This window comes from Stenotrophomonas maltophilia (genome assembly GCF_001676385.1).
Classification (GTDB): domain Bacteria; phylum Pseudomonadota; class Gammaproteobacteria; order Xanthomonadales; family Xanthomonadaceae; genus Stenotrophomonas; species Stenotrophomonas maltophilia_J.
The window spans coordinates 184,368-204,734 of record NZ_LYVJ01000005.1 but is presented as its reverse complement, the minus strand read 5'-3'; the positions used below and the strand labels follow the sequence as shown (position 1 = coordinate 204,734).

Below are 20,367 nucleotides of genomic sequence, written 5' to 3'. Positions count from 1 at the left end.
AAGGTTCCGGACACATGGCGGGCGAGGCTCTAACCCCTACCAGCTACATCCAGCATCACCTGCAGAACCTGACCGCTCCGGTCGGCAACGGCGACGGGATGTTCTGGCATATCCACGTCGACACCTTCCTTACCGCGGTCCTGATGGGCCTGGTGATCGTGGTCGCGTTCTGGCTGGGTACCCGCAAGGCCACCGCCGGCGTGCCGGGCAAGTGGCAGGCCTTCGTCGAGATCTGCCTGGAGTTCGTCGACCGCCAGGCCAAGGACACCTATCACGGCAAGAGCAAGCTGGTCACGCCGATCGCCATCACGATCTTCTTCTGGATCCTGATGATGAACCTGATCAAGATGATCCCGGCCGACTTCATCGCCAAGCCGCTGGAATGGGCGGGCATCCACTACTGGAAGCCGGTACCGACCGCTGACGTCAATGCCACCCTGGGCATGGCGATCAGCGTGTTCTTCCTGATGCTGTTCTTCGCGCTGAAGTCCAAGGGCCTGGGCGGCTTCATCAAGGAATTCCTGACGGCGCCGTTCGGCAAGTGGATGATGCCGTTCAACCTGATCCTCAACATCGTCGAGTGGCTGAGCAAGCCGATCTCGCTGGCGATGCGACTGTTCGGCAACATGTTCGGCGGCGAAATCGTGTTCCTGCTGATCTGGGTGCTGGGTGGTGCCGGCTTCTTCGGTGCCATTGCCGGTGGTGCGTTCGGCCTGGGCTGGATGCTGTTCCACCTGCTGGTGATCCCGCTGCAGGCCTTCATCTTCATGATGCTGTCGATCGTGTACCTGAGCCTGTCGGAAGACGCTCACTGAGTTTCAAGCTTCAACGCGTTTCAACCTTCATCCGTTTCATCACCCTTAGCAACTTAAGTTCCTGGAGATAACCATGTACTTCGCCGTCCTGACCAACTTCGCGCAGATTCAGAGCTCCACCGCCCTTGCCGTCGGCATCATGATCGGCCTGGCCGCGCTGGGCGCCGGTCTGGGTCTGGCCATCATGGCTGGTAAGTTCCTGGAGTCGGCCGCCCGCCAGCCGGAACTGATCCCGGTCCTGCAGGTCCGCATGTTCATCACCGCCGGCCTGATCGACGCCGCGTTCATCATCTCGGTCGCCGTCGGCCTGCTGCTGGCCTTCGCCAACCCGCTGTCGGCTGCCTTCGCTGGCGCCGTCACCAAGGCTCTGGCCGGCTGATACAGCGGTTTGAGACGACCGGGTGCGGATGCACCCGGTTTCGGATGAAGGCCGGATGCGCCGCCACGGCGGCGCGTCCACCCCGAAACCAGCGATCGAGCTAACCATGAATATCAATTTCACCCTTCTTGCGCAGGCGCTGGCCTTCGCTGGCCTGATCTGGATCATCGCGACCAAGATCTGGCCGCCGCTGATGAACGCGATCGAGGAGCGCCAGCAGAAGATCGCTGAAGGCCTCGCTGCTGCCGACCGCAGCCAGAAAGACCTGGCCCAGGCGCAGGAGAAGGTCAACGAAGCGCTGAAGGAAGCCCGCACCAAGGCCAACGAGATCATCGACCAGGCCCACGCGCGCGCCAACCAGATCGTCGACGCTGCCCGCAACGAAGCGATCACCGAAGCCACCCGCCAGAAGGAACTGGCCCAGGCTGAAATCGACGCCGCCGCCAACCGTGCCCGTGAAGACCTGCGCAAGCAGGTGTCCGCGCTGGCCGTGACCGGTGCCGAAAAGCTGCTCAAGCGCGAAATCGACGCCAACGCCCACAAGGCGCTGCTCGACGAGCTGGCCTCGGAGATCTAAGGATGAGCCAGGCCCTCACGCTTGCCCGCCCGTACGCCCGCGCCGCGTTCGCGACCGCGCGCGACGAAGGCGCGTTCGCGCCGTGGTCGGACGCCCTGGCGTTCTCCGCCCACGTCGCCGCCGACCCGCGCGTGGCGGCCCTGCTCGCCAACCCGGAGCTGGGTCGTGACGACGCCGTCGCCCTGCTGGCGCCGGTGTCCCACGGCGAGACCTACTCGCGCTTCCTGGCCCTCCTGGCCGAATCGCATCGTCTGCCGTTGTTGCCGGAAATCTCCGGCATGTTCGATGCCCTGCGCGCCGAAGCCGAGCACGTGGTCAAGGCCACCGTGACCTCGGCCGCCGAGCTGTCGGCCGGTGAACTGGACGCGATCACGGCCGCGCTGCGCAAGCGCTTCAACCGCGAGGTCGAGGTGACCACCGCGGTCGATGCCTCGCTGATCGGCGGCGCCGTGATCGACGCCGGTGACGTGGTCATCGATGGTTCGCTGAAGGGCAAGCTGGCCCGTCTGCAGACCGCGCTCGCTAACTGAATTCATTTAACGTCCGGCCCCGCTGCCGGCACTAGGACTTGACGATGGCAACCACGCTCAACCCCTCCGAAATCAGCGAACTGATCAAGAACCGCATCGAGAAGGTCAAGCTGGCCGCGGAATCGCGCAACGAAGGCACCGTGACCAGCGTGTCCGACGGCATCGTGCGCATCTTCGGTCTGGCCGACGTGATGCAGGGCGAAATGATCGAACTGCCGAACAACACCTTCGCCCTGGCCCTGAACCTGGAGCGCGACTCGGTCGGCGCCGTGGTCCTGGGTGACTACGAGCACCTGCGCGAAGGCGACGTCGCCAAGACCACCGGCCGCATCCTGGAAGTGCCGGTCGGCCCGGAACTGCTGGGCCGCGTCGTCAATGCGCTGGGCGAGCCGATCGATGGCAAGGGCCCGCTGGGCACCGAGCTGACCGCTCCGGTGGAGCGTGTTGCGCCGGGCGTGATCTGGCGCAAGTCGGTCGACCAGCCGGTGCAGACCGGTTACAAGTCGGTCGACTCGATGATCCCGATCGGCCGTGGCCAGCGCGAGCTGATCATCGGTGACCGCCAGACCGGCAAGACCGCCATGGCGATCGATGCGGTGATCAACCAGAAGGGCACCGGCATCAAGTGCGTGTACGTTGCGATCGGCCAGAAGGCGTCGACCATCGCCAACATCGTGCGCAAGCTGGAAGAGAACGGCGCGCTGGCCCACACCATCGTGGTGGCCGCGACCGCTTCCGAATCGGCTGCCATGCAGTACATCAGCGCCTACTCGGGCTGCACCATGGGTGAGTACTTCATGGACCGCGGCGAAGACGCGCTGATCGTGTACGACGATCTGTCCAAGCAGGCCGTCGCCTACCGCCAGATCTCGCTGCTGCTGAAGCGTCCGCCGGGCCGCGAAGCCTACCCGGGTGACGTGTTCTACCTGCACTCCCGTCTGCTCGAGCGCGCTGCCCGCGTGTCCGAGGAGTACGTCGAGAAGTTCACCGAAGGCAAGGTCACCGGCAAGACCGGTTCGCTGACCGCGCTGCCGATCATCGAAACCCAGGCCGGCGACGTGTCCGCCTTCGTTCCGACCAACGTGATCTCGATCACCGACGGCCAGATCTTCCTGGAAACCGACCTGTTCAATGCCGGCATCCGCCCGGCCGTGAACGCCGGTATCTCGGTGTCGCGCGTCGGTGGCTCGGCCCAGACCAAGATCATCAAGAAGCTGTCGGGCGGCATCCGTATCTCGCTGGCCCAGTACCGTGAGCTGGCTGCCTTCGCGCAGTTCGCCTCGGACCTGGACGAAGCGACCCGCAAGCAGTTGGAACGTGGCCAGCGCGTCACCGAGCTGATGAAGCAGAAGCAGTACGCGCCGATGTCGATCGCCAACCAGGCGCTGTCGATCTACGCCGTCAACGAGGGCTACCTCGACGACGTGCCGGTCAACAAGCTGCTGGCGTTCGAAGAAGGCCTGCACGCCCACTTCGCCAACACCCAGGGCGAGCTGGTCAGCAAGGTCAACGCCACCGGCGGCTGGGACAACGACATCGAGGCTGCCTTCAAGAAGGGCATCACCGAGTTCAAGACCACCGGCAGCTGGTAATCGCGGTCCTGTAGAGCGGAGCCACTGGCTCCGCTGGACCAGATGATCAAACGGTTGAACAACGCGGGGCGACAGCCCCGCGCCACGGGAAACAAGAGATGGCAAGCGGACGCGAAATCAAAACCAAGATCAAGAGCGTGCAGAACACCCGCAAGGTGACGCGCGCCCTGGAAATGGTCTCGGCCTCCAAGATCCGCAAGGCGCAGGATCGGATGAAGACCTCGCGTCCGTACGCGCAGGCGATGAAGCAGGTGATCGGCCACCTGGCCCAGGCCAGTACCGACTACCAGCATCCGTTCCTGGTCGAGCGTGAGCAGGTCAAGCGGGTCGGTTTCATCGTGATCTCCTCCGATCGCGGTCTGGCCGGCGGCCTCAACAACAACCTGTTCCGCAAGATGCTGGGCGAAGCCAAGGCATGGCAGGACAAGGGTGCGGAAGTGGACCTGGTGACCATCGGCCAGAAGGCATCGACCTTCTTCCGCCGCGTGAAGGTCAACATGGTCGGCAGCGTGACCCATATCGGCGACGTGCCGAAGCTGGAATCGCTGATCGGCGTGATCAAGGTCATGCTCGACGCCTTCACCGAAGGCAAGATCGACCGCGTGTACCTGGTCTACAACCGCTTCGTGAACACCATGGTGCAGAAGGCCAGCTTCGATCAGCTGCTGCCGCTGCCGCCGGCCGAGAAGCAGGTCGCTCACCACGACTGGGACTACCTGTACGAACCCGATGCCGCGACCGTGCTGGAGCACGTGATGACGCGTTACATCGAGTCGCTGGTGTACCAGGCACTGCTGGAAAACGTCGCCTCCGAGCATGCGGCACGCATGGTTGCGATGAAGGCGGCGAGCGACAACGCCAACAAGCTGATCGGCACCCTGCAGCTCGTCTACAACAAGGCGCGCCAGGCAGCGATCACCCAGGAAATCTCCGAAATCGTCGGCGGCGCGGCAGCAGTCTGACCGCGTTCGTTCAAAGCACACATTAGAGGATGCAGCAATGAGTCAGGGCAAGATCGTTCAGATCATCGGCGCGGTCGTCGACGTCGAATTCCCGCGTGAATCGGTGCCGAAGGTGTACGACGCACTGAAGGTCGAAAACACCGAAATCACCCTCGAAGTCCAGCAGCAGCTGGGCGACGGCGTGGTGCGTACCATCGCCCTCGGTTCCACCGACGGCCTGAAGCGCAACCTGGTGGCGGTCAACACCGGCCGTGGCATCTCGGTGCCGGTCGGCGCCGGTACCCTGGGCCGCATCATGGACGTGCTGGGCCGTCCGATCGACGAAGCCGGCCCGGTCGCTGCCAGCGACAACTGGGAAATCCACCGCGCGGCCCCGTCGTATGAAGACCAGTCCCCGGCCACCGAGCTGCTGGAAACCGGCATCAAGGTGATCGACCTGATGTGCCCGTTCGCCAAGGGCGGCAAGGTCGGCCTGTTCGGCGGCGCCGGCGTCGGCAAGACCGTCAACATGATGGAACTGATCAACAACATCGCCAAGGCGCACAGCGGCCTGTCCGTGTTCGCCGGCGTGGGCGAGCGTACCCGTGAGGGCAACGACTTCTACCACGAAATGAAGGACTCCAACGTCCTGGACAAGGTGGCGATGGTGTACGGCCAGATGAACGAGCCGCCGGGCAACCGCCTGCGCGTCGCCCTGACCGGCCTGACCATGGCCGAGTACTTCCGCGACGAGAAGGACGAAAACGGCAAGGGCAAGGACGTGCTGCTGTTCGTCGACAACATCTACCGCTACACCCTGGCCGGTACCGAAGTGTCGGCACTGCTGGGCCGCATGCCGTCGGCCGTGGGTTACCAGCCGACCCTGGCCGAGGAAATGGGCGTCCTGCAGGAGCGCATCACCTCGACCAAGAACGGTTCGATCACCTCGATCCAGGCCGTGTACGTTCCCGCGGACGACCTGACCGACCCGTCGCCGGCGACCACCTTCGCCCACCTGGACTCGACCGTCACCCTGTCGCGTTCGATCGCCTCGCTGGGCATCTACCCGGCCGTCGATCCGCTGGACTCGACCAGCCGCCAGATGGATCCGCTGGTCATCGGCAACGAGCATTACGACACCGCCCAGCGCGTCCAGCAGACCCTGCAGAAGTACAAGGAGCTGAAGGACATCATCGCGATCCTGGGCATGGACGAGCTGTCCGAAGAGGACAAGCAGGCCGTGTCGCGCGCCCGCAAGATCGAGCGCTTCTTCAGCCAGCCGTTCCACGTGGCCGAAGTGTTCACCGGTTCGCCGGGCAAGTACGTGCCGCTGAAGGACACCATCCGTGGCTTCAAGGCCATCGTCGATGGCGAGTACGACCACCTGCCGGAACAGGCGTTCTACATGGTCGGCGGCATCGAGGAAGCGGTCGAGAAGGCCAAGAAGATGGCCGAGAAGGCCTGATCCGGGGCGGGCGGGAGCGATCCCGCCCGACCTGACGCCGGCGCCGGGCAACCGCCCGCGCCGGTGGACTCCCACGGTGGCATCGCGCCGCCGCGAACAGCGAAGAGATTTGCATGAGCACGATCCGTTGCGACATCGTCAGCGCCGAGCAGGAAATCTTCCGTGGCGAAGCGACCCTGGTCGTGGCCACCGGTGAGCTGGGCGAACTGGGCATTGCCCCCAAGCACGCGCCGCTGATCACCCGCCTGAAGCCGGGTAAGGTGGTGGTGACCACGCCAAACGGCGAGCAGCTGGATTTCGCCATTTCCGGCGGCATCCTGGAAGTGCAGCCGCAGGTGGTGACCGTGCTGGCCGACACCGCGATCCGCGCGCAGGACATCGACGAAGCCTCGGTCCGCAAGGCCAAGGAAGAAGCCGAGCGCATCCTGGCAAACCGCAGCGAAGCGATGGAAGTGGCCGAAGCGCAGCAGAAGCTGGCTGAAGCGGTCGTCCAGCTGCAGGCGCTGGAGCGCCTGCGCAAGACCCTCAAGCACTGAGGATCACGCGGGACCCACGAAAACGCCGGCCCTGTGCCGGCGTTTTTTTATGCGTGTTCTTGTGCGTGGCCCGGCCGGTCCGGCCGGAGAGCATCGATCCTCGCCGACGGCGCATTGCCGCCGTGAATCAGGCGCCGTACACGCGGGTCGGCGGGCAACCGGCGCAGCCGCCCGGTCCCGGCGCGGTATCAGCGGTACACGACGTGGCGCATCAACAGGAACGACACTCCGGCCAGCCCGCCTTCGACGAGCGGCTTGGCCAGCCAGGTGTAGCGAAGGCCCAGCGCGTGGTCGACAAGGCTCACCAGCAGCGTGCTCGCGGCGGTCATCAGCAGCCACAGCGCGAAGAAGCGGACGAAGCGCTTCCAGCCCAGCCTGGGGGTGCCGGCCTCGGCAAAGGTGTAGCGGCCGTTGAGCCAGAAGCCCAGCAGCATGCCGGCCAGGCGCCCGGTGATGTTGGCAGGTGCAACGGGTAGCCCCTGTACCGTGGCGACCACGTAGACCAGCCAATCCACCAGTAGTTGCACGAGCCCGATGAAAAGGTAGGCGCTTCCCTGGCGGATGAGGGTCATTGGCGGGAGAAAGGAGGAGGGACGCCCATGTTAACGACCCACGCTCTAGAATCAGTGGCAACGAACCACGGATTGCTGCTCCCATGACCCAACCCCTGCACGTCATCATCCTCGCCGCCGGCGCTGGAAAGCGCATGAAATCCGTGTTGCCGAAGGTGCTGCAGCCGATCGCCGGCCAGCCGATGCTTGCGCACGTGATTGCCACGGCCCGGGAGCTGCAGCCGGCGGCCATCCACGTGGTCCATGGCCACGGCGGCGAGGCGGTCCGGCAGTGCTTTGCCGGACAGCCCGACCTGCAGTGGGCCGAACAGGCGCAGCAGCTCGGCACCGGGCATGCGGTGGCGCAGGCCATGCCGCAGGTGCCGGATGCGGCACAGGTGCTGGTCCTGTACGGCGACGTGCCGCTGATCCGCGCACAGACCCTGCGCGACCTGCTCGCGCAGCCGGGCCGGCTCGCGGTACTGGTGGCCGATGTGGACGACCCGACCGGATACGGCCGGGTGCTGCGCGATGCAGAGGGCAAGGTCGGCGCGATCGTCGAGCAGAAGGACGCCAATGACGATCAGCTGCGCGTGCGCACGATCAACACCGGCATCATCACCGCCGAATCAACGGCGCTGCGGCGCTGGCTGTCGCAGTTGTCCAACAGCAACGCCCAGGGCGAGTACTATCTCACCGACGTCTTTGCCTTCGCCGCGCAGGAATACACTCCGGCCGACATGGCACTCGTGGCGGATGCGCAGGAAGCCGAGGGCGCGAACGATCCGTGGCAGCTGTCGCAGCTGGAGCGCGCCTGGCAGCGCCGCGCGGTGCGTGCGCTGTGCGCGCAGGGCGCGCGCGTGCGCGATCCGGCGCGGCTGGACATCCGCGGTACCGTCACTGTCGGCAGCGACGTGCTGATCGACGTCGATGTCGTGCTGGAGGGCGACGTCGTGCTCGGCGACGGCGTTACCGTAGGCCCGTTCAACCGGCTGAAGGACGTCAACCTCGGGCCAGGTACCGAGGTGCGCGCCCACTGCGACCTGGAGGGCGTGGTCACCGAAGGCGCTGCGCAGGTCGGTCCGTTTGCGCGCCTGCGCCCGGGTACCGTGTTGGCCGATGGCGTGCACGTCGGCAATTTCGTCGAGACCAAGAAGGCCATCCTGGGGGTCGGCAGCAAGGCCAACCACCTGACCTACCTGGGGGACGCGGTGATCGGCAGCAAGGTCAACATCGGTGCCGGTACCATCACCTGCAACTACGATGGCGTGAACAAGTCGACCACCACCATCGGCGACAACGCCTTCATCGGGTCCAACAGCTCGCTGGTGGCGCCGTTGACGATTGGCGAGGGCGCGACCATCGCCGCCGGCTCGGTCATCACCCGCACCGCGCCGGATGGCAAGCTGACACTGGCGCGCGCACGGCAGGAAACGATCGATGGCTGGAAGCGTCCGGTCAAGAAATCCTGAGCCACGTCTTCCGCATGCCGACGAGCTCGGCGTGCTGCCGGCGATCGAACAGCGCGCCGGCGAGCTGCTGAAGGGCCATGAGGCCTATCCGGTGTTCACCGGCCATGGCCTGGATCTGCCAACGTTGCGGCAGGGCCTCCGGCGCGGGCAGCTGTGGGTGGTGGACGATGCGGACTGCGGCGGCATTGCCGGCTACCTGCTGGCAGGCGACCTGTGCGGTGAGTTCCATGTCCTGCAGATGGACGTGGATCCGGCGCATGCGCGCCGTGGTCATGGACGTGCGCTGCTGCGCCATGCATTGGCGCAGGCCCGGGCGGGAGGCTACTGCTCCGCTGTGCTGACCACCTTGTCTGATGTGCCGTGGAATGCAGCCTTCTATGCCAGCGAAGGCTTCATCGCGGTACCGCAAGCGGAGTGGGGAGCCGGGCTGAAGGCCGTGATGGCCGAGGAAGCCGCGCTGGGCTTTCCGATGCATCTGCGTGTGGCGATGCGGCGGGTCTGGTAGATGCCGAGCCAGGTCGGCATATCCACGCAGGGTGTGGATCTACCGACAGGCCGGCCAAGGTCGGCGACTGCCGGGCCCGCTCAAGCCACCGGCAACAGGATCGAAACACACAACCCGCCATCGCCGCGGTTCTGCAGCGACACCCGCCCACCGTGCGCCTCGACGATCTCGCGGGTCAGCGCCAGTCCCAACCCCGTGCCGTTGCGCTTGGTCGAATAGAACGGCATCAGTGCATTCTGCAGGACCTGCTCGTTCATGCCCTTGCCACGATCCAGCACATCCAGGCGCAGCCATTGCGGCAGCCGCGTCAGCTGCACCTGCACGTCGTCGTTGGGCGGATCGGCTTCGGCACAGGCTTCATGCGCGTTCTTCAGCAGGTTCAACAGCGCCTGCCCGAACTGCGCGATATCGATGCGGCTGCTCAGTTCCGCGTCCGGTTCGTGCTCCATGGTGAACCCGATCTGCTGGCGCAGGCTGGACAGGAAGGGCGCCCAGTGCACGGTCTGCAGCTGTGGCTGCGGCAGCTTGGCGAAGCGCGCATAGCCGCGGATGAAGCCTTCCAGGTGGCGTGCACGGTCTTCAATGGTGGTGAAGATTTCCGGCAGCCGGTCGTAGCGTTCGCGTTGCACGAGCATGCCGCCGGAATGGGCCAGCGAGGCGATCGGCGCCAGCGAGTTGTTGAGCTCGTGGCTGATCACCCGGATCACCTTCTTCCAGGTCTGCACTTCCTGCCGACGCAGTTCGGCGGTGAGCAGGCGCACCAGCAGCAGGTCGTGCGGGCGGCCGTTGAGCTGGAATGCGCGACGCGACAGGTGGTAGACCTGCTCGTCGGCCTCATCGCCCTCCTCGCCTTCCGCATGCACGGCAAACAGGCTGTCGCCGCCGCGCGCGATTGCATCACGCAGTTCCACGGGCAGCTGTTCCAGCACGTCGTCCATGCGCTGTCCTTCCAGCTTCCAGCCACCGTGCAGCAGCTTGCGCGCGGCCAGGTTCGAAAACACCACGCGGGCGATGCCGTCGCCGCCGGAGGCGATCAGCAGCATCGCCACCGGCGTGTTCTGCACCATGGTGTCCAGCAGCAGCTCGCGCTGCACCAGGCCTTGGCGCTGCGCGCGCAGTACCTCGCCCAGTTCGCGATGCGCCTGCACCAGGTCACCCAGCTCATCGTTGCCCGGCCAGTGCACGCCGAAGTTGAATTCGCCATCGCGATAGCTGCTGGTGGTGCCGGACAGGGCGCGCATCAGCGAGCGCACCGGGGCGGTGGCCCGGCGCAGCGTCCACCACATCAGCGACAGCACGACCAGGGTTGCCACGGTGACCACCAGCCAGCCCTGGTCCATCCAGTACGCCAGCAGCCATGGCAGTGCGGCGGCCAGCGCCAGCACGGGGAGCAGGCGCAGGAACAGGCGGAAGGTGAACGAGCGCCGTTTCATTCGCGTGGGATGCCATGCCGGTCCATGCGCCGGTACAACGCCTGCCGGCTCAGGCCAAGCTCGGCGGCAGCCTGGGCGATCACACCGTGATTGCGCAGCAGCACCTCCTCGATGCGTGCACGGTCGGGATCATTGCCCGCACTGGCTGCCGGCCGCGGCGCTGCCGGCGCGCGCGGCAGGTTGAGATCCGCCGCCTCGATGCGGTTGCCGGTGGCCAGCAGCTCGGCACGTTGGATCACATTGCGCAGTTCGCGTACGTTGCCCGGCCATGGGTGCCGCTGCAATGCGGCAGCGGCGGCGCTGGACAACGGCTTGCCGGCGGCCAGGAAACGCTCGGCCAGCGGCACGATGTCGCCCGGGCGCTCGGCCAGCGGTGGCAGCACCAGTTCCACCGTGTTGAGGCGGTAGTAGAGGTCCTCGCGGAACGTGCCATCGCGGATCATTGCCGGCAGGTCGGCATTGGTCGCGCTGACCACGCGGACCTTGACCTGGCGTTCGCGGTTGGAGCCGAGGCGCTCGAAACGGCCGGTCTCCAGCACGCGCAGCAGCTTCATCTGGCCACCCAGCGAGAGGTTGCCGATCTCGTCCAGGAACAGCGTGCCGCCGTCGGCGGCCTCGAACTTGCCTTCGCGCGCCTTGTTGGCGCCGGTGTAGGCGCCCGCTTCGGCGCCGAACAGCTCGGCTTCGATCAGTTCGGACGGCAGCGCGCCGCAGTTGACCGCCACGAACGGGCCTTTGGCCACCAGGGAGTTGGCCTGGATGATCTGCGCGATCTTCTCCTTGCCGGCCCCGTTCGGTCCGGTGATCAGCACCGGCAGCTCGGAGCGCGCGACCTGGCAGGCCAGGGTCACGACGCGCTCACTGGCGGGGTCGGCAACGACCGCGCCACACAGCTCGTACTTTTCCTCCAGCACGTTGCGCTGGCGCAGTTCGCGGCTGCGGCGACGGTCCAGCTCGCGCCGTGCCTCGGACAGCTCCAGCAGGTTGTTGACCGTGGTCAGCAGCTTGCGGTCGTCCCACGGCTTGGCCAGGTAGTCGGCGGCGCCGGCCTTGACCAGGTCCACCGCGCTGCTCAGGTGGGTCCAGGCGGTCAGCAGGATCACCGGCAGGTCCGGATGGCGTTCGCGGATCTGCGCGAACAGCGCCTCGCCTTCTTCGCCAGACGTGGTGTCCTCGCTGAAGTTCATGTCCTGGATGACCAGGTCGACCGGCTGCGACTCCAGCAGGGCCAGCCCTTCGGCCGGATTCCGGGCCTGCAGGGTGTCGATGTCGTGCAGGGAGAACAGCACGTCCAGTGCGGTACCCACGCTGGCGTTGTCGTCGATGATCAGGATCGCAGGCATCACGCGGTTCTGCAGAAAGGGATGGGCGGCGCCGATGGAGCCGTTCGTGTCCATGCACCGGGAGAGCCCGGCGCCACCCATCAAGCATAGCCAAACCCATGGCCGTGCAGGGGCTGCGCTCAGCGACGCGCGGAAGGCGGTGGTGGTGGCGCAGGCGGAGGTGGCACCGCCAGCGCCTGGCGCCAGGCGCTGGCATTCACCGGAACCGTCAGTTCGCGCCCGCCGCGCTGCACCCGCAGATGCGCGGTGGGCGCACCGGAGTCCCGCAGGGCGCCGGCAAGATGCTCGACCTCGTGGACCGGGGTGCCATCCACCTGCAGGATGCGGTCACCGCTGCGTACGCCGAAGCGGGTTTCAGGGCGGGCGGCCGCCACCTGTACCTCGCCTTCGGTCGACCGCAGCGACAGGCGTGCCCCATCCTGCCGCCATTCCAGCGCTTGCCTGCTGTCCCCGCCGGCCAGGGCCGGCAGGGGCAGGAGCATCATCAGCAGCATTGCGCATGCGCGCATCTCAGGCTCCCCGAGTAGCGACGGCAGGCGGTACCGCCGCAGCGCGGCGGGCCGGGCCGAACACCGCGATCTGGCCCAGCATCCAGAGCAGCAGCGCGCCCAGCGGCAGGTACAGCAGCGGCATGCGCGGCAGCTCGTACATGTTCATCAGCGCCAGGTTGATCGCATAGGCGGCCAGCATGCCCAGCACGATGCCCAGCGTGGCCAACAGGAAGTTCTCGGTCTGGAAGTAGCGCAGCACCTGGCCGCGGGTCGCGCCCAGTGCGCGGCGGATCCCGATCTGCTTGCTGCGCTGCTGCACCCAGAAACTGGCCAGGCCGACGATGCCCAGCGCGGTGACCACCAGCAATGCCACGCAGACAGTGACCAGCAGGCCGACCATCGCGCGGTCGTTCTTGAAGTAGTCGCGGCGCTGATCTTCGTAGCTGAGTTTCTCGCGGACAAGGCGATTGGGGTCGTTGCGTTCCAGCACGGCCAGTGCCGCCTTCAGTACCTCATCCCGACGCTCGGGCGTGGTGCGCAGCACGTACGGCCCTGGCCCGGAAAAGTCGGTCCGGACGGGCAGGATCATTGAGAAGGTGCTGTTGTTGTTCCAGTCCGTCGGAGTGGCCAGGTGCGCGACCACGCCGACCACGCGCAGCACCTGGCGGCCCATGTAGAAGGTTTTGCCCAACGGGTTCTGGCCCGGGAACATCTTCTCGGCCACGGCCTGGTTGAGAATCGCCGCGGACGCCTTGTCCGGCGTGGCGCTGGCCGACGTGCGGGCATCCTCGAAGTCGATGTACTCGCCGGGCAGGAAATCACGGCCGGCCACCAGCTGCAGGCCCAGCGTCGACAGTCCTCCTTCGCCGAACATGTACAGCGATACCGACATGGTCGGGCGCTCCTGGTCGCGCTCGCGCGAGATGCTGGTGTTCGACGAGCTGGAGCGGAACGGCATCTGGTTGACCTTGGCCACGCTGATCGCGCCGGGAACGGACCGGAGCGCCGCCAGGTCTTCCCGGGTACGTGCCATGGCGTTGGTCTGGGTGCCGATGCCGCTTGTGCGCACAAGCACCAGCTCATGCTCGGCCACGCCGCTGGGCTGGGTGATCTTCTCCACGCGCTGGCTGACCAGGAACAGCGCATTGCACACGATGGCGCAGGTCAATGCGATCTCGAGCACGATCAGGGCGGCGGCGGTCTTGTGCCGGCGCAGCGTGCTGAGGATGGGGCGGATATCCATGGCGGTTTTCCTCGTGCTTACTGCGACTTGAGCTGGATGGCGGGCGTGACCTGCATGGCACGCCAGGCCGGAAGGAAGCCGGCGGCCAGGCTGGCCACCAGGGTCAGGCCGAGGGCGAGCAGCAGCATGCTGCCGTCCAGGTGCGCCAGCTGTGCATAGTCCACGGGCTGCTGGCGTACTGCAGCCAGGCCAACCAGTGCCAGGGCGATGCCGAGCACGCCACCGACCACGCCCACCGCACCCGCCTCGATAAGGCACTGCAGGAAGATCTGGCCACGGCTGGCGCCCAGCGCCCGGCGCACGCCGATCTCGCCACTGCGGCGCAGGAACTTGGCCAGCAGCAGGCCCACGGTGTTGACCAGGCAAACGCCAAGGAAGCCCAGCGCCAGCCACATCTGCAGGCGCACGTCGCTGGGTACCGCACCGTTGAAGTCCAGCCATTCCATCACGCTGCGGACGCGCACGTTCGCGGGGCGCTCGAAACGGCCCGCAGCGCGCTGCTGGTCGGAGTAGTTGACCAGGTAGCGGCGGTAGTCATCGACCTTGCCCGGCTCCAGTTCAACCCAGTACTGGATCCAGGTGCATGCCGCGCTGAGCGAATGGCTGTCGCCGCCCGGACCGCCATCACGGAAGCAGTTCATGTTGCCGTTGTTGCCGAATTCCAGGTCCATGGCGGTGGAGAAGGGCACCAGCAGGTCTTCGTCCTTGCCATAGGATCCGGTGGTCAGGTCGAAGAACTGCGGCTCGGGATTCCACTCCTTCATCACGCCGATCACGCGCAGGGTATGGCTGTTCACGCGGACCTCGCGGCCCACGCTGTCGGCGCCCTGGAACAGCTTTTCGTTGATGGCCTTGGACAGCACCACCACACGGGCGCGCGCGTCGTCGTCGCTGGCCGACCAGGGGCGGCCGTACTGCATGGGCACGTTGAACATCGGGAAGAAATCGGCCGACGTCCACCGCGTGTCCACCGAGAAGGGCTTGAGCGTGCTGCGTTCCGGCTCGACGATGGCGTCGCCACCGCTCATCATCGCCTGGTGCACGCCGCGCTTCTCGCGCAGCAGGGTTTCGGCGTCGAAACGGGTCATCTGGCCCTCCGGTTCCTCGTCGGTCAGGTAGCCCGAGCGTGGGCGCGGATCGATCTGGGCATAGAACAGGCGATCGCTCTTTTCCGGAATCGGGTCACCGGACAGCACGTGGAACACGGTCAGCGTGGTCATCGAGGCACCGATGCCCAGTGCGATGGCGATCACCATCAGCGCGGTCAGCACCTTGTTGCGGCGGAAGCTGCGCACCGCCAATCGGGCGTAGTAGGCGAACATGGGCGGGCCCTCACTCGTTGACCGCGGCGATGCGGCGCGGCGTGGCCAGCACCGGCTCGCGCACCAGGTCCGTGACCTGGCCGTCGACGATATGCACGTTGCGCTGCGCGCGTGCGGCCAGTTCCGGATCGTGGGTGACCATCACGATGGTGGTGCCGGCCGCATTGATTTCTTCCAGCAGTTCCATCACGCCGCGCGCCATCTGCGTGTCCAGGTTGCCGGTCGGTTCGTCGGCCAGCAGCAGGCGCGGGCTGCCGGCCAGGGCGCGCGCGATCGCCGCGCGCTGTTGCTGTCCGCCGGACAGTTCGTTCGGGTAGTGCTTCATGCGCGAACCCAGGCCGACCTGGGTCAGCGCCTTCTCGATGCGCTCGCGGCGCTCACCGGCGCTCATCTTCCGGTAGCGCAGCGGTACATCGACATTGTCGAACAGGTTCAGGTCGGGGATCAGGTTGAAGCCCTGGAAGATGAAGCCGATCTTCTGGTTGCGCAGGCGGCTGCGCGCGTCGTCGCCCAGCGTGCTCACGTCCTGGCCATCAAGCAGGTAGGTGCCGCTGGTGAACGTCTCCAGCAGGCCGGCGATGTTGAGGAAGGTGGTCTTGCCGGAGCCGGACGGGCCAGTGACGGCGACGAACTCGCCTTCCCTGACCTGCAGTTCCAGCGAGCGCAGCGCGTGGGTTTCCACCTGTTCGGTGCGGAAGACCTTGGCGACCGAACGCATTTCGAGCATGTACATGGGGTGTCCTCTCTCTCCAGGATGTATCAGTTGACGGAGACGCGTTCGGCGTCCTTGAACAGGTCGCTGCCGGAGACCACGATGCGGTCGCCCGGCTGTACGCCCGATTTGATTTCCACTTCGCCCAGGCTGCTGACGCCCAGTTCCACCGGACGGCGTACCGCCGTGCGGCCATCCATGACGTAGGCCGTGCCGTTGCCCTGCTCGACGAACGGTCCGCGTTCGACCTTCAGCACGTCCTTGCGGGTATCGAGCAGCACGCGCACCGACATCCGTTGGCTCTGGCGCAGGCCTTCCGGCTGCGCGCTGGCGAAACGCACGCGGGCATTGACCTCGCCGTTGACCACCTCCGGCGACACCGCGCTGATCTCGCCCGGGAACGGCTGGCCGTTGCCGCCGGTCAGCTGCGCCGGCATGCCGATGGCCAGGTCGCGGGCGAAGCTCTCGGGTACCTTGATCTCGACTTCGAACTTGGACAGGTCGACCACGCCCAGCACCGGGGCATTGGCCGCCAGGTTGGTCGATTGCACGGCCTGGACCTGGCCGACCTGGCCATCGAACGGGGCGCGCAGGGTGAGGGCATCGACCTGGCGCTGCACTTCGGCCACCACGGCCTTCTGGCGATCGGCCAGAAGGCGCTTGTTGCGGGCATCCAGGTCCGCGCCCTGGCTCTGCAGGCGGGCATCGGTGGTGGCGTTGGCAAGGCTGATGTCGGCCTTCTTCAGCGCGTCCTTGGCCTTGGCCAGGTCGATCTGCGGCACGGCGCCGCCGTCGTAGCCCCGCTGATAACGCTGCAGGTCGCGGTCGGCGGCCTGCCGTTCGATGGTGGCCTGGTCGGTTTCCTTGCGCGACCGGGCGCGCGCCAGGGTTGCGTCCAGTGCCGCGCGGCTGGCCTCGGCCTCCAGGCCGGCCAGGGTCGCCTGTTCCTGGGCCAGCTTGCTGCGCAGCTCCGGGCTGTCGATGATCGCCAGCTCCTGGCCCTTCTTCACCACGTCGCCGGCAACCACCTTCAGGTCCACGGTGCCGGCCGAGATGGCGTACAGGATCGGGCTGTTGGCGGCGATCACGCGACCGTCGGCGGCGATGTCCCGGACCAGGTCGCCTCGTTTCACTTCGGCGATGCGCACTCGGCTGCTGTCGAAGGAGCGACTGGCATTGGACCAGGCATGCACGGCCCAGCCGATGCCGGCAAGCAGCGCAATGGCAGCCAGGGCCGGCCAGCGATAGCGGTGCCAGGCAACGCGCGCGGTGCCGGCGGGGGCGGAGGAAACGATCTGGTCCTGTGCGGAAGTGTCGCGGATCATCGGGTGCGTGCCTGACGGTGGTAGCCAGTACCAAGCACGTAGCGTGCCAACTTCAATTCCTTTCGGGTCAATGGCTTGCGGATGGCTGCGGAGTGTCCGGCTGTCCGCGGACACCTTTCCGGACACTTTCATTAAGCGGACAGGAGGGCCAAGGCGGACACGCAGGCTAGAATGCGGCGATCGTCTTCAAGGAAACGCGTGACATGTGTGGAATCGTGGGTGCAATCGCCGATCGCGACGTGGTACCGGTGCTGATCGAGGGTCTGAAGCGCCTGGAATACCGTGGCTACGATTCCTCCGGCATCGCCGTCGTCGAGCAGGGCGAGCGGCGTGAGGTACGCCGCGTGCGCCGTACCGGCCGCGTGTCGGAAATGGCCGCTGCGGCCGAGGCCGAGGGCTTCAACGCGGTGCTGGGTGTCGGCCACACCCGCTGGGCGACCCACGGCGGGGTCACCGAGGCCAACGCGCATCCGCACATCAGCCACGGCGTGGCGCTGGTCCACAATGGCATCATCGAGAATCACGAGGAGCAGCGCGAGAAGCTGCTGGCGCTCGGGTACACCTTCGAATCGCAGACCGATACCGAAGTCATCGCGCACCTGATCCACCACCACCTGAAGGATGGCGATGACCTGCTGGCGGCGCTGCAGCGCACGGTGAAGGAACTGACCGGCGCCTATGCGCTGGCCGTGGTAAGCCGCGCCGAGCCGGAGCGTTTTGTCTGCGCGCGGATGGGCTGCCCGCTGCTGGTCGGCCTGGGTGATGGCGAGAACTTCGTCGCCTCCGACGTATCGGCGGTGATTGCTGCCACGCGCAGGGTGATCTTCCTGGAAGAGGGCGACACCGCCGAGATCCGCCGCGATGGCGTGCGCATCTTCGATGAGCACGACCGGCTGGCCGAGCGTGAGGTACACCTGTCCGACGTGTCGCTGGCCTCGCTGGAACTGGGCCCGTACCGCCACTTCATGCAGAAGGAAATCCACGAGCAGCCGCGCGCGCTGGGCGACACCATCGAGGCGGCGATCGACGCCGGTGGCTTCCCGGCCGAGCTGTTCGGCAGGAACGCCGGAGCGGTGCTGTCGGGCATCGAAGGCGTGCAGATCATTGCCTGCGGCACCAGCTATTACGCCGGCCTGACCGCACGTTACTGGATCGAGGCGATTGCCGGCCTGCCGTGCAGCGTGGAGATCGCCAGCGAATACCGCTATCGTGCGGCCTACGCCAACCCGAAGCACCTGGTTGTCACCATTTCCCAGTCCGGCGAGACGCTGGATACGATGGAGGCGTTGAAGTACGCCAAGTCGCTCGGCCACACGCACACGCTGTCGATCTGCAACGTGCCGGAAAGCGCGATTCCGCGCGCCAGCGAACTGGTCTGCTACACCCGCGCCGGTGCCGAGATCGGGGTGGCCTCGACCAAGGCCTTCACCACCCAGCTGGCCGCACTGTTCCAGTTGACCGTGGTACTGGGCAAGCTGCGGGGCCGCATCGACGCGGCGCAGGAAGCTGAGTACCTGGAGCAGCTGCGCTTCCTGCCGGGCAGCGTGCAGCACGCATTGAACCTGGAGCCGCAGATCGCGGCGTGGGCCGAGCGCTTCGCGCGCAAGCCCAATGCCCTGTTCCTGGGGCGCGGCCTGCATTACCCGATCGCGCTGGAAGGCGCGCTCAAGCTCAAGGAAATTTCCTATATCCACGCCGAGGCCTACCCGGCCGGCGAGTTGAAGCACGGTCCGCTGGCGCTGGTGGATGAGGACATGCCGGTGGTGGTGATTGCGCCCAACGACAGCCTGCTGGAGAAAGTGAAGTCGAACATGCAGGAGGTGCGTGCCCGCGGCGGCGAGCTGTTCGTGTTTGCCGACCAGGACAGCAACTTCAACGCGTCCGAAGGCGTGCATGTGATCCGCACGCCGCGCCATGCCGGCGTGCTCAGCCCGGTCGTGCACACCATTCCGGTGCAGTTGCTGGCGTACCACACCGCACTGGCACGCGGTACCGACGTGGACAAGCCGCGCAACCTGGCCAAAAGCGTGACGGTGGAGTAACGCAGGCTGGCTGCACGGATGCGTTGGATGGAAGCTAATAGATGCCGAAGCGTATCCTCACGCTTCCGTCCACCGCATTGACGACCCCGATTTCCGCCGGTCCGATCTCAACGAGCGCCGGCCAGGAATGGCGGAAGCCCAGCGGCCATGCCGGGGTGCGCACCTTCTGCCAGGTCGACCCGCCGTCCCCGCTCCAGCTGACTTCGTTCAGGCAGGAGCTGACGAACATCACGCCCCGTGTCGTGGCCATGACGTGCGGGCCACAGCGCTGGTCGGCGAGCGGCGTTCCGAGGCCGGCCGGCCAGCTGCGGCCGTCCGGCGACACCTTGTAGGACACCGGGCACTGCGGATCCTCGCCGCAGGTCTCGAACACCATCAGGTAGCCACCGGCAGGGCGGCGTGCCATCACCGGCATGCCGGGCCGAAGCAATCCACCGCCGGGCTGTTCGGCAATGGTGGTGGCTGGGCCCCAGGTGCGGCCACCGTCAACGGAAAGGCGCTGGGAGACCACCTGGTTGTAGGACGGATGCTCATCGGCACGGGTCTCGTCGGCGTACACCACCGAAAGCGTGCCGTCGTCCAGGCGGGTCAGCACCGGCTCCCACACACCGCGGTCCTTGCGGCCCCTCGGTGATTCATTGGCGGCGATGGTGCTCAGGAAGGCCCAGCTGCGGCCCTGGTCATCACTTGCGTAGAGGCGCAGACGATACGACGCGCCCTCGACCAGTGAACGCATGGCCAGCAGCACGCGCCCCCCGGGCAGGACGGACAGTTCGCCATTGTCGATCATCCGCCCCGGCTCGGCCACGTCCGACAAGGGGGCCCAGCTGCGGGCGCCATCGTTGCTGACCGACAGTCGCAGGGTGGTCGGCTGTCCCTCGTTGAAGTGCGTGGTCACTGCCAGCCAACGGCCATCGGGCAGCCGCGCCAGCCGTCCCCAGCCCGCGTTGCTGGCGGTGATGGTGGCGCTGCCGGTCCATCTCACCTCGGCGGTTGGCCCAGCGGCGGCCAGGCCGGACACCGCCAGCAGGACAAGGGCGTGCAGGCCGCGGCGCAGCAGTGGCGCGTGCCGGGCGGTCAGGTGCATCAGCGG

20 protein-coding genes are annotated in these 20,367 nt (G+C 66.5%); 11 read left to right on the top strand and 9 right to left on the bottom strand.

Features of this window, described 5'->3' with window-relative positions; genetic code table 11:
• Positions 1 to 14 precede the first annotated feature (14 nt).
• From atpB to A9K58_RS08225, 8 genes are all read left to right on the top strand, one after another.
• Positions 15 to 815, top strand: a complete 801-nt coding sequence (atpB, locus tag A9K58_RS08260; RefSeq protein WP_065198912.1) for a F0F1 ATP synthase subunit A — start codon at positions 15 to 17, stop codon at positions 813 to 815.
• A gap of 73 nt (positions 816 to 888) precedes the next feature.
• Positions 889 to 1,194: a F0F1 ATP synthase subunit C gene (atpE, locus tag A9K58_RS08255; RefSeq protein ID WP_005411133.1), complete on the top strand. Its 306-nt coding sequence runs from the start codon at positions 889 to 891 to the stop codon at positions 1,192 to 1,194.
• 106 nt (positions 1,195 to 1,300) lie between these two features.
• A complete protein-coding gene (locus A9K58_RS08250; RefSeq protein ID WP_005419512.1) occupies positions 1,301 to 1,771 on the top strand; it encodes a F0F1 ATP synthase subunit B in 471 nt (156 codons plus the stop codon).
• 2 nt (positions 1,772 to 1,773) lie between these two features.
• Entirely contained in the window at positions 1,774 to 2,301 is a 528-nt protein-coding gene (locus A9K58_RS08245; protein WP_065198911.1) for a F0F1 ATP synthase subunit delta, read from the top strand.
• A 44-nt stretch (positions 2,302 to 2,345) separates the two neighbouring features.
• A complete protein-coding gene (gene atpA, locus A9K58_RS08240) occupies positions 2,346 to 3,893 on the top strand; it encodes a F0F1 ATP synthase subunit alpha (RefSeq protein WP_065198910.1) in 1,548 nt (515 codons plus the stop codon).
• Between the two features lie 98 nt (positions 3,894 to 3,991).
• Positions 3,992 to 4,855, top strand: a complete 864-nt coding sequence (gene atpG / locus A9K58_RS08235) for a F0F1 ATP synthase subunit gamma (protein ID WP_005411129.1) — start codon at positions 3,992 to 3,994, stop codon at positions 4,853 to 4,855.
• A gap of 37 nt (positions 4,856 to 4,892) precedes the next feature.
• Entirely contained in the window at positions 4,893 to 6,299 is a 1,407-nt protein-coding gene (gene atpD, locus A9K58_RS08230; RefSeq protein ID WP_065198909.1) for a F0F1 ATP synthase subunit beta, read from the top strand.
• Positions 6,300 to 6,412: 113 nt separating this feature from the next.
• Entirely contained in the window at positions 6,413 to 6,835 is a 423-nt protein-coding gene (locus A9K58_RS08225) for a F0F1 ATP synthase subunit epsilon (protein ID WP_065198908.1), read from the top strand.
• Between the two features lie 188 nt (positions 6,836 to 7,023).
• Here the strand turns inward: A9K58_RS08225 and A9K58_RS08220 are convergent, their stop codons facing one another.
• Positions 7,024 to 7,407 (bottom strand): GtrA family protein, encoded by a 384-nt coding sequence (locus tag A9K58_RS08220; RefSeq protein WP_065198907.1) that lies wholly within the window; start codon positions 7,405 to 7,407, stop codon positions 7,024 to 7,026.
• An 83-nt stretch (positions 7,408 to 7,490) separates the two neighbouring features.
• Here A9K58_RS08220 and glmU point away from each other — a divergent pair, with 83 nt between their 5' ends.
• Together glmU and A9K58_RS08210 are read left to right on the top strand one after the other, a co-directional pair.
• A complete protein-coding gene (glmU, locus tag A9K58_RS08215; RefSeq protein ID WP_065198906.1) occupies positions 7,491 to 8,858 on the top strand; it encodes a bifunctional UDP-N-acetylglucosamine diphosphorylase/glucosamine-1-phosphate N-acetyltransferase GlmU in 1,368 nt (455 codons plus the stop codon).
• Positions 8,827 to 9,363 carry a GNAT family N-acetyltransferase gene (locus tag A9K58_RS08210; protein WP_065198905.1) on the top strand — a complete coding sequence of 179 codons (537 nt, stop codon included), beginning with the start codon at positions 8,827 to 8,829 and terminating at the stop codon, positions 9,361 to 9,363. Before glmU ends, A9K58_RS08210 begins: the two co-directional genes overlap by 32 nt.
• A gap of 80 nt (positions 9,364 to 9,443) precedes the next feature.
• Here A9K58_RS08210 and A9K58_RS08205 read toward each other — a convergent pair whose 3' ends face one another.
• From A9K58_RS08205 to A9K58_RS08175, 7 genes are all read right to left on the bottom strand, one after another.
• Positions 9,444 to 10,796 (bottom strand): sensor histidine kinase, encoded by a 1,353-nt coding sequence (locus A9K58_RS08205; RefSeq protein WP_065198904.1) that lies wholly within the window; start codon positions 10,794 to 10,796, stop codon positions 9,444 to 9,446.
• Positions 10,793 to 12,139, bottom strand: a complete 1,347-nt coding sequence (locus A9K58_RS08200; RefSeq protein ID WP_065199022.1) for a sigma-54-dependent transcriptional regulator — start codon at positions 12,137 to 12,139, stop codon at positions 10,793 to 10,795. The genes A9K58_RS08205 and A9K58_RS08200 overlap by 4 nt, the downstream gene beginning before the upstream one ends.
• A 119-nt stretch (positions 12,140 to 12,258) precedes the next feature.
• The gene (locus tag A9K58_RS08195) at positions 12,259 to 12,633 is read right to left on the bottom strand and encodes a PDZ domain-containing protein (RefSeq protein WP_196769181.1); all 375 of its coding nucleotides are present in this window, start codon (positions 12,631 to 12,633) and stop codon (positions 12,259 to 12,261) included.
• 16 nt (positions 12,634 to 12,649) lie between these two features.
• Positions 12,650 to 13,873, bottom strand: coding sequence for an ABC transporter permease (locus tag A9K58_RS08190; protein WP_065198902.1), 1,224 nt, complete (start codon positions 13,871 to 13,873; stop codon positions 12,650 to 12,652).
• A 17-nt stretch (positions 13,874 to 13,890) separates the two neighbouring features.
• A complete protein-coding gene (locus A9K58_RS08185; protein ID WP_065198901.1) occupies positions 13,891 to 15,195 on the bottom strand; it encodes an ABC transporter permease in 1,305 nt (434 codons plus the stop codon).
• 10 nt (positions 15,196 to 15,205) lie between these two features.
• Positions 15,206 to 15,928 (bottom strand): ABC transporter ATP-binding protein, encoded by a 723-nt coding sequence (locus A9K58_RS08180; protein ID WP_065198900.1) that lies wholly within the window; start codon positions 15,926 to 15,928, stop codon positions 15,206 to 15,208.
• Positions 15,929 to 15,954: 26 nt separating this feature from the next.
• Positions 15,955 to 17,232, bottom strand: a complete 1,278-nt coding sequence (locus A9K58_RS08175) for an efflux RND transporter periplasmic adaptor subunit (protein ID WP_065198899.1) — start codon at positions 17,230 to 17,232, stop codon at positions 15,955 to 15,957.
• Between the two features lie 203 nt (positions 17,233 to 17,435).
• Between A9K58_RS08175 and glmS the strand changes: the two genes are divergently transcribed.
• Positions 17,436 to 19,274: a glutamine--fructose-6-phosphate transaminase (isomerizing) gene (gene glmS / locus A9K58_RS08170; RefSeq protein ID WP_065198898.1), complete on the top strand. Its 1,839-nt coding sequence runs from the start codon at positions 17,436 to 17,438 to the stop codon at positions 19,272 to 19,274.
• A gap of 34 nt (positions 19,275 to 19,308) precedes the next feature.
• Here glmS and A9K58_RS08165 read toward each other — a convergent pair whose 3' ends face one another.
• On the bottom strand, positions 19,309 to 20,361 hold the full coding sequence (locus A9K58_RS08165; RefSeq protein ID WP_065198897.1) for a sialidase family protein: 1,053 nt from the start codon (positions 20,359 to 20,361) through the stop codon (positions 19,309 to 19,311).
• Positions 20,362 to 20,367 lie beyond the last annotated feature (6 nt).

Excerpts from the sequence above, each read along its gene's own strand:
- glmS (WP_065198898.1), top strand. The coding sequence starts at position 17,436 with ATGTGTGGAATCGTGGGTGCAATCGCCGATCGCGACGTGGTACCGGTG.
- A9K58_RS08225 (WP_065198908.1), top strand. The coding sequence starts at position 6,413 with ATGAGCACGATCCGTTGCGACATCGTCAGCGCCGAGCAGGAAATCTTC.
- A9K58_RS08205 (WP_065198904.1), bottom strand. The coding sequence starts at position 10,796 with ATGAAACGGCGCTCGTTCACCTTCCGCCTGTTCCTGCGCCTGCTCCCC.
- A9K58_RS08210 (WP_065198905.1), top strand. The coding sequence starts at position 8,827 with ATGGCTGGAAGCGTCCGGTCAAGAAATCCTGAGCCACGTCTTCCGCAT.
- atpB (WP_065198912.1), top strand. The coding sequence starts at position 15 with ATGGCGGGCGAGGCTCTAACCCCTACCAGCTACATCCAGCATCACCTG.
- A9K58_RS08165 (WP_065198897.1), bottom strand. The coding sequence starts at position 20,361 with ATGCACCTGACCGCCCGGCACGCGCCACTGCTGCGCCGCGGCCTGCAC.
- A9K58_RS08175 (WP_065198899.1), bottom strand. The coding sequence starts at position 17,232 with ATGATCCGCGACACTTCCGCACAGGACCAGATCGTTTCCTCCGCCCCC.
- A9K58_RS08180 (WP_065198900.1), bottom strand. The coding sequence starts at position 15,928 with ATGTACATGCTCGAAATGCGTTCGGTCGCCAAGGTCTTCCGCACCGAA.
- A9K58_RS08185 (WP_065198901.1), bottom strand. The coding sequence starts at position 15,195 with ATGTTCGCCTACTACGCCCGATTGGCGGTGCGCAGCTTCCGCCGCAAC.
- atpE (WP_005411133.1), top strand. The coding sequence starts at position 889 with ATGTACTTCGCCGTCCTGACCAACTTCGCGCAGATTCAGAGCTCCACC.
- A9K58_RS08245 (WP_065198911.1), top strand. The coding sequence starts at position 1,774 with ATGAGCCAGGCCCTCACGCTTGCCCGCCCGTACGCCCGCGCCGCGTTC.
- atpA (WP_065198910.1), top strand. The coding sequence starts at position 2,346 with ATGGCAACCACGCTCAACCCCTCCGAAATCAGCGAACTGATCAAGAAC.
- atpG (WP_005411129.1), top strand. The coding sequence starts at position 3,992 with ATGGCAAGCGGACGCGAAATCAAAACCAAGATCAAGAGCGTGCAGAAC.
- A9K58_RS08195 (WP_196769181.1), bottom strand. The coding sequence starts at position 12,633 with ATGCTGCTGATGATGCTCCTGCCCCTGCCGGCCCTGGCCGGCGGGGAC.
- A9K58_RS08250 (WP_005419512.1), top strand. The coding sequence starts at position 1,301 with ATGAATATCAATTTCACCCTTCTTGCGCAGGCGCTGGCCTTCGCTGGC.
- glmU (WP_065198906.1), top strand. The coding sequence starts at position 7,491 with ATGACCCAACCCCTGCACGTCATCATCCTCGCCGCCGGCGCTGGAAAG.
- atpD (WP_065198909.1), top strand. The coding sequence starts at position 4,893 with ATGAGTCAGGGCAAGATCGTTCAGATCATCGGCGCGGTCGTCGACGTC.
- A9K58_RS08200 (WP_065199022.1), bottom strand. The coding sequence starts at position 12,139 with ATGCCTGCGATCCTGATCATCGACGACAACGCCAGCGTGGGTACCGCA.
- A9K58_RS08190 (WP_065198902.1), bottom strand. The coding sequence starts at position 13,873 with ATGGATATCCGCCCCATCCTCAGCACGCTGCGCCGGCACAAGACCGCC.
- A9K58_RS08220 (WP_065198907.1), bottom strand. The coding sequence starts at position 7,407 with ATGACCCTCATCCGCCAGGGAAGCGCCTACCTTTTCATCGGGCTCGTG.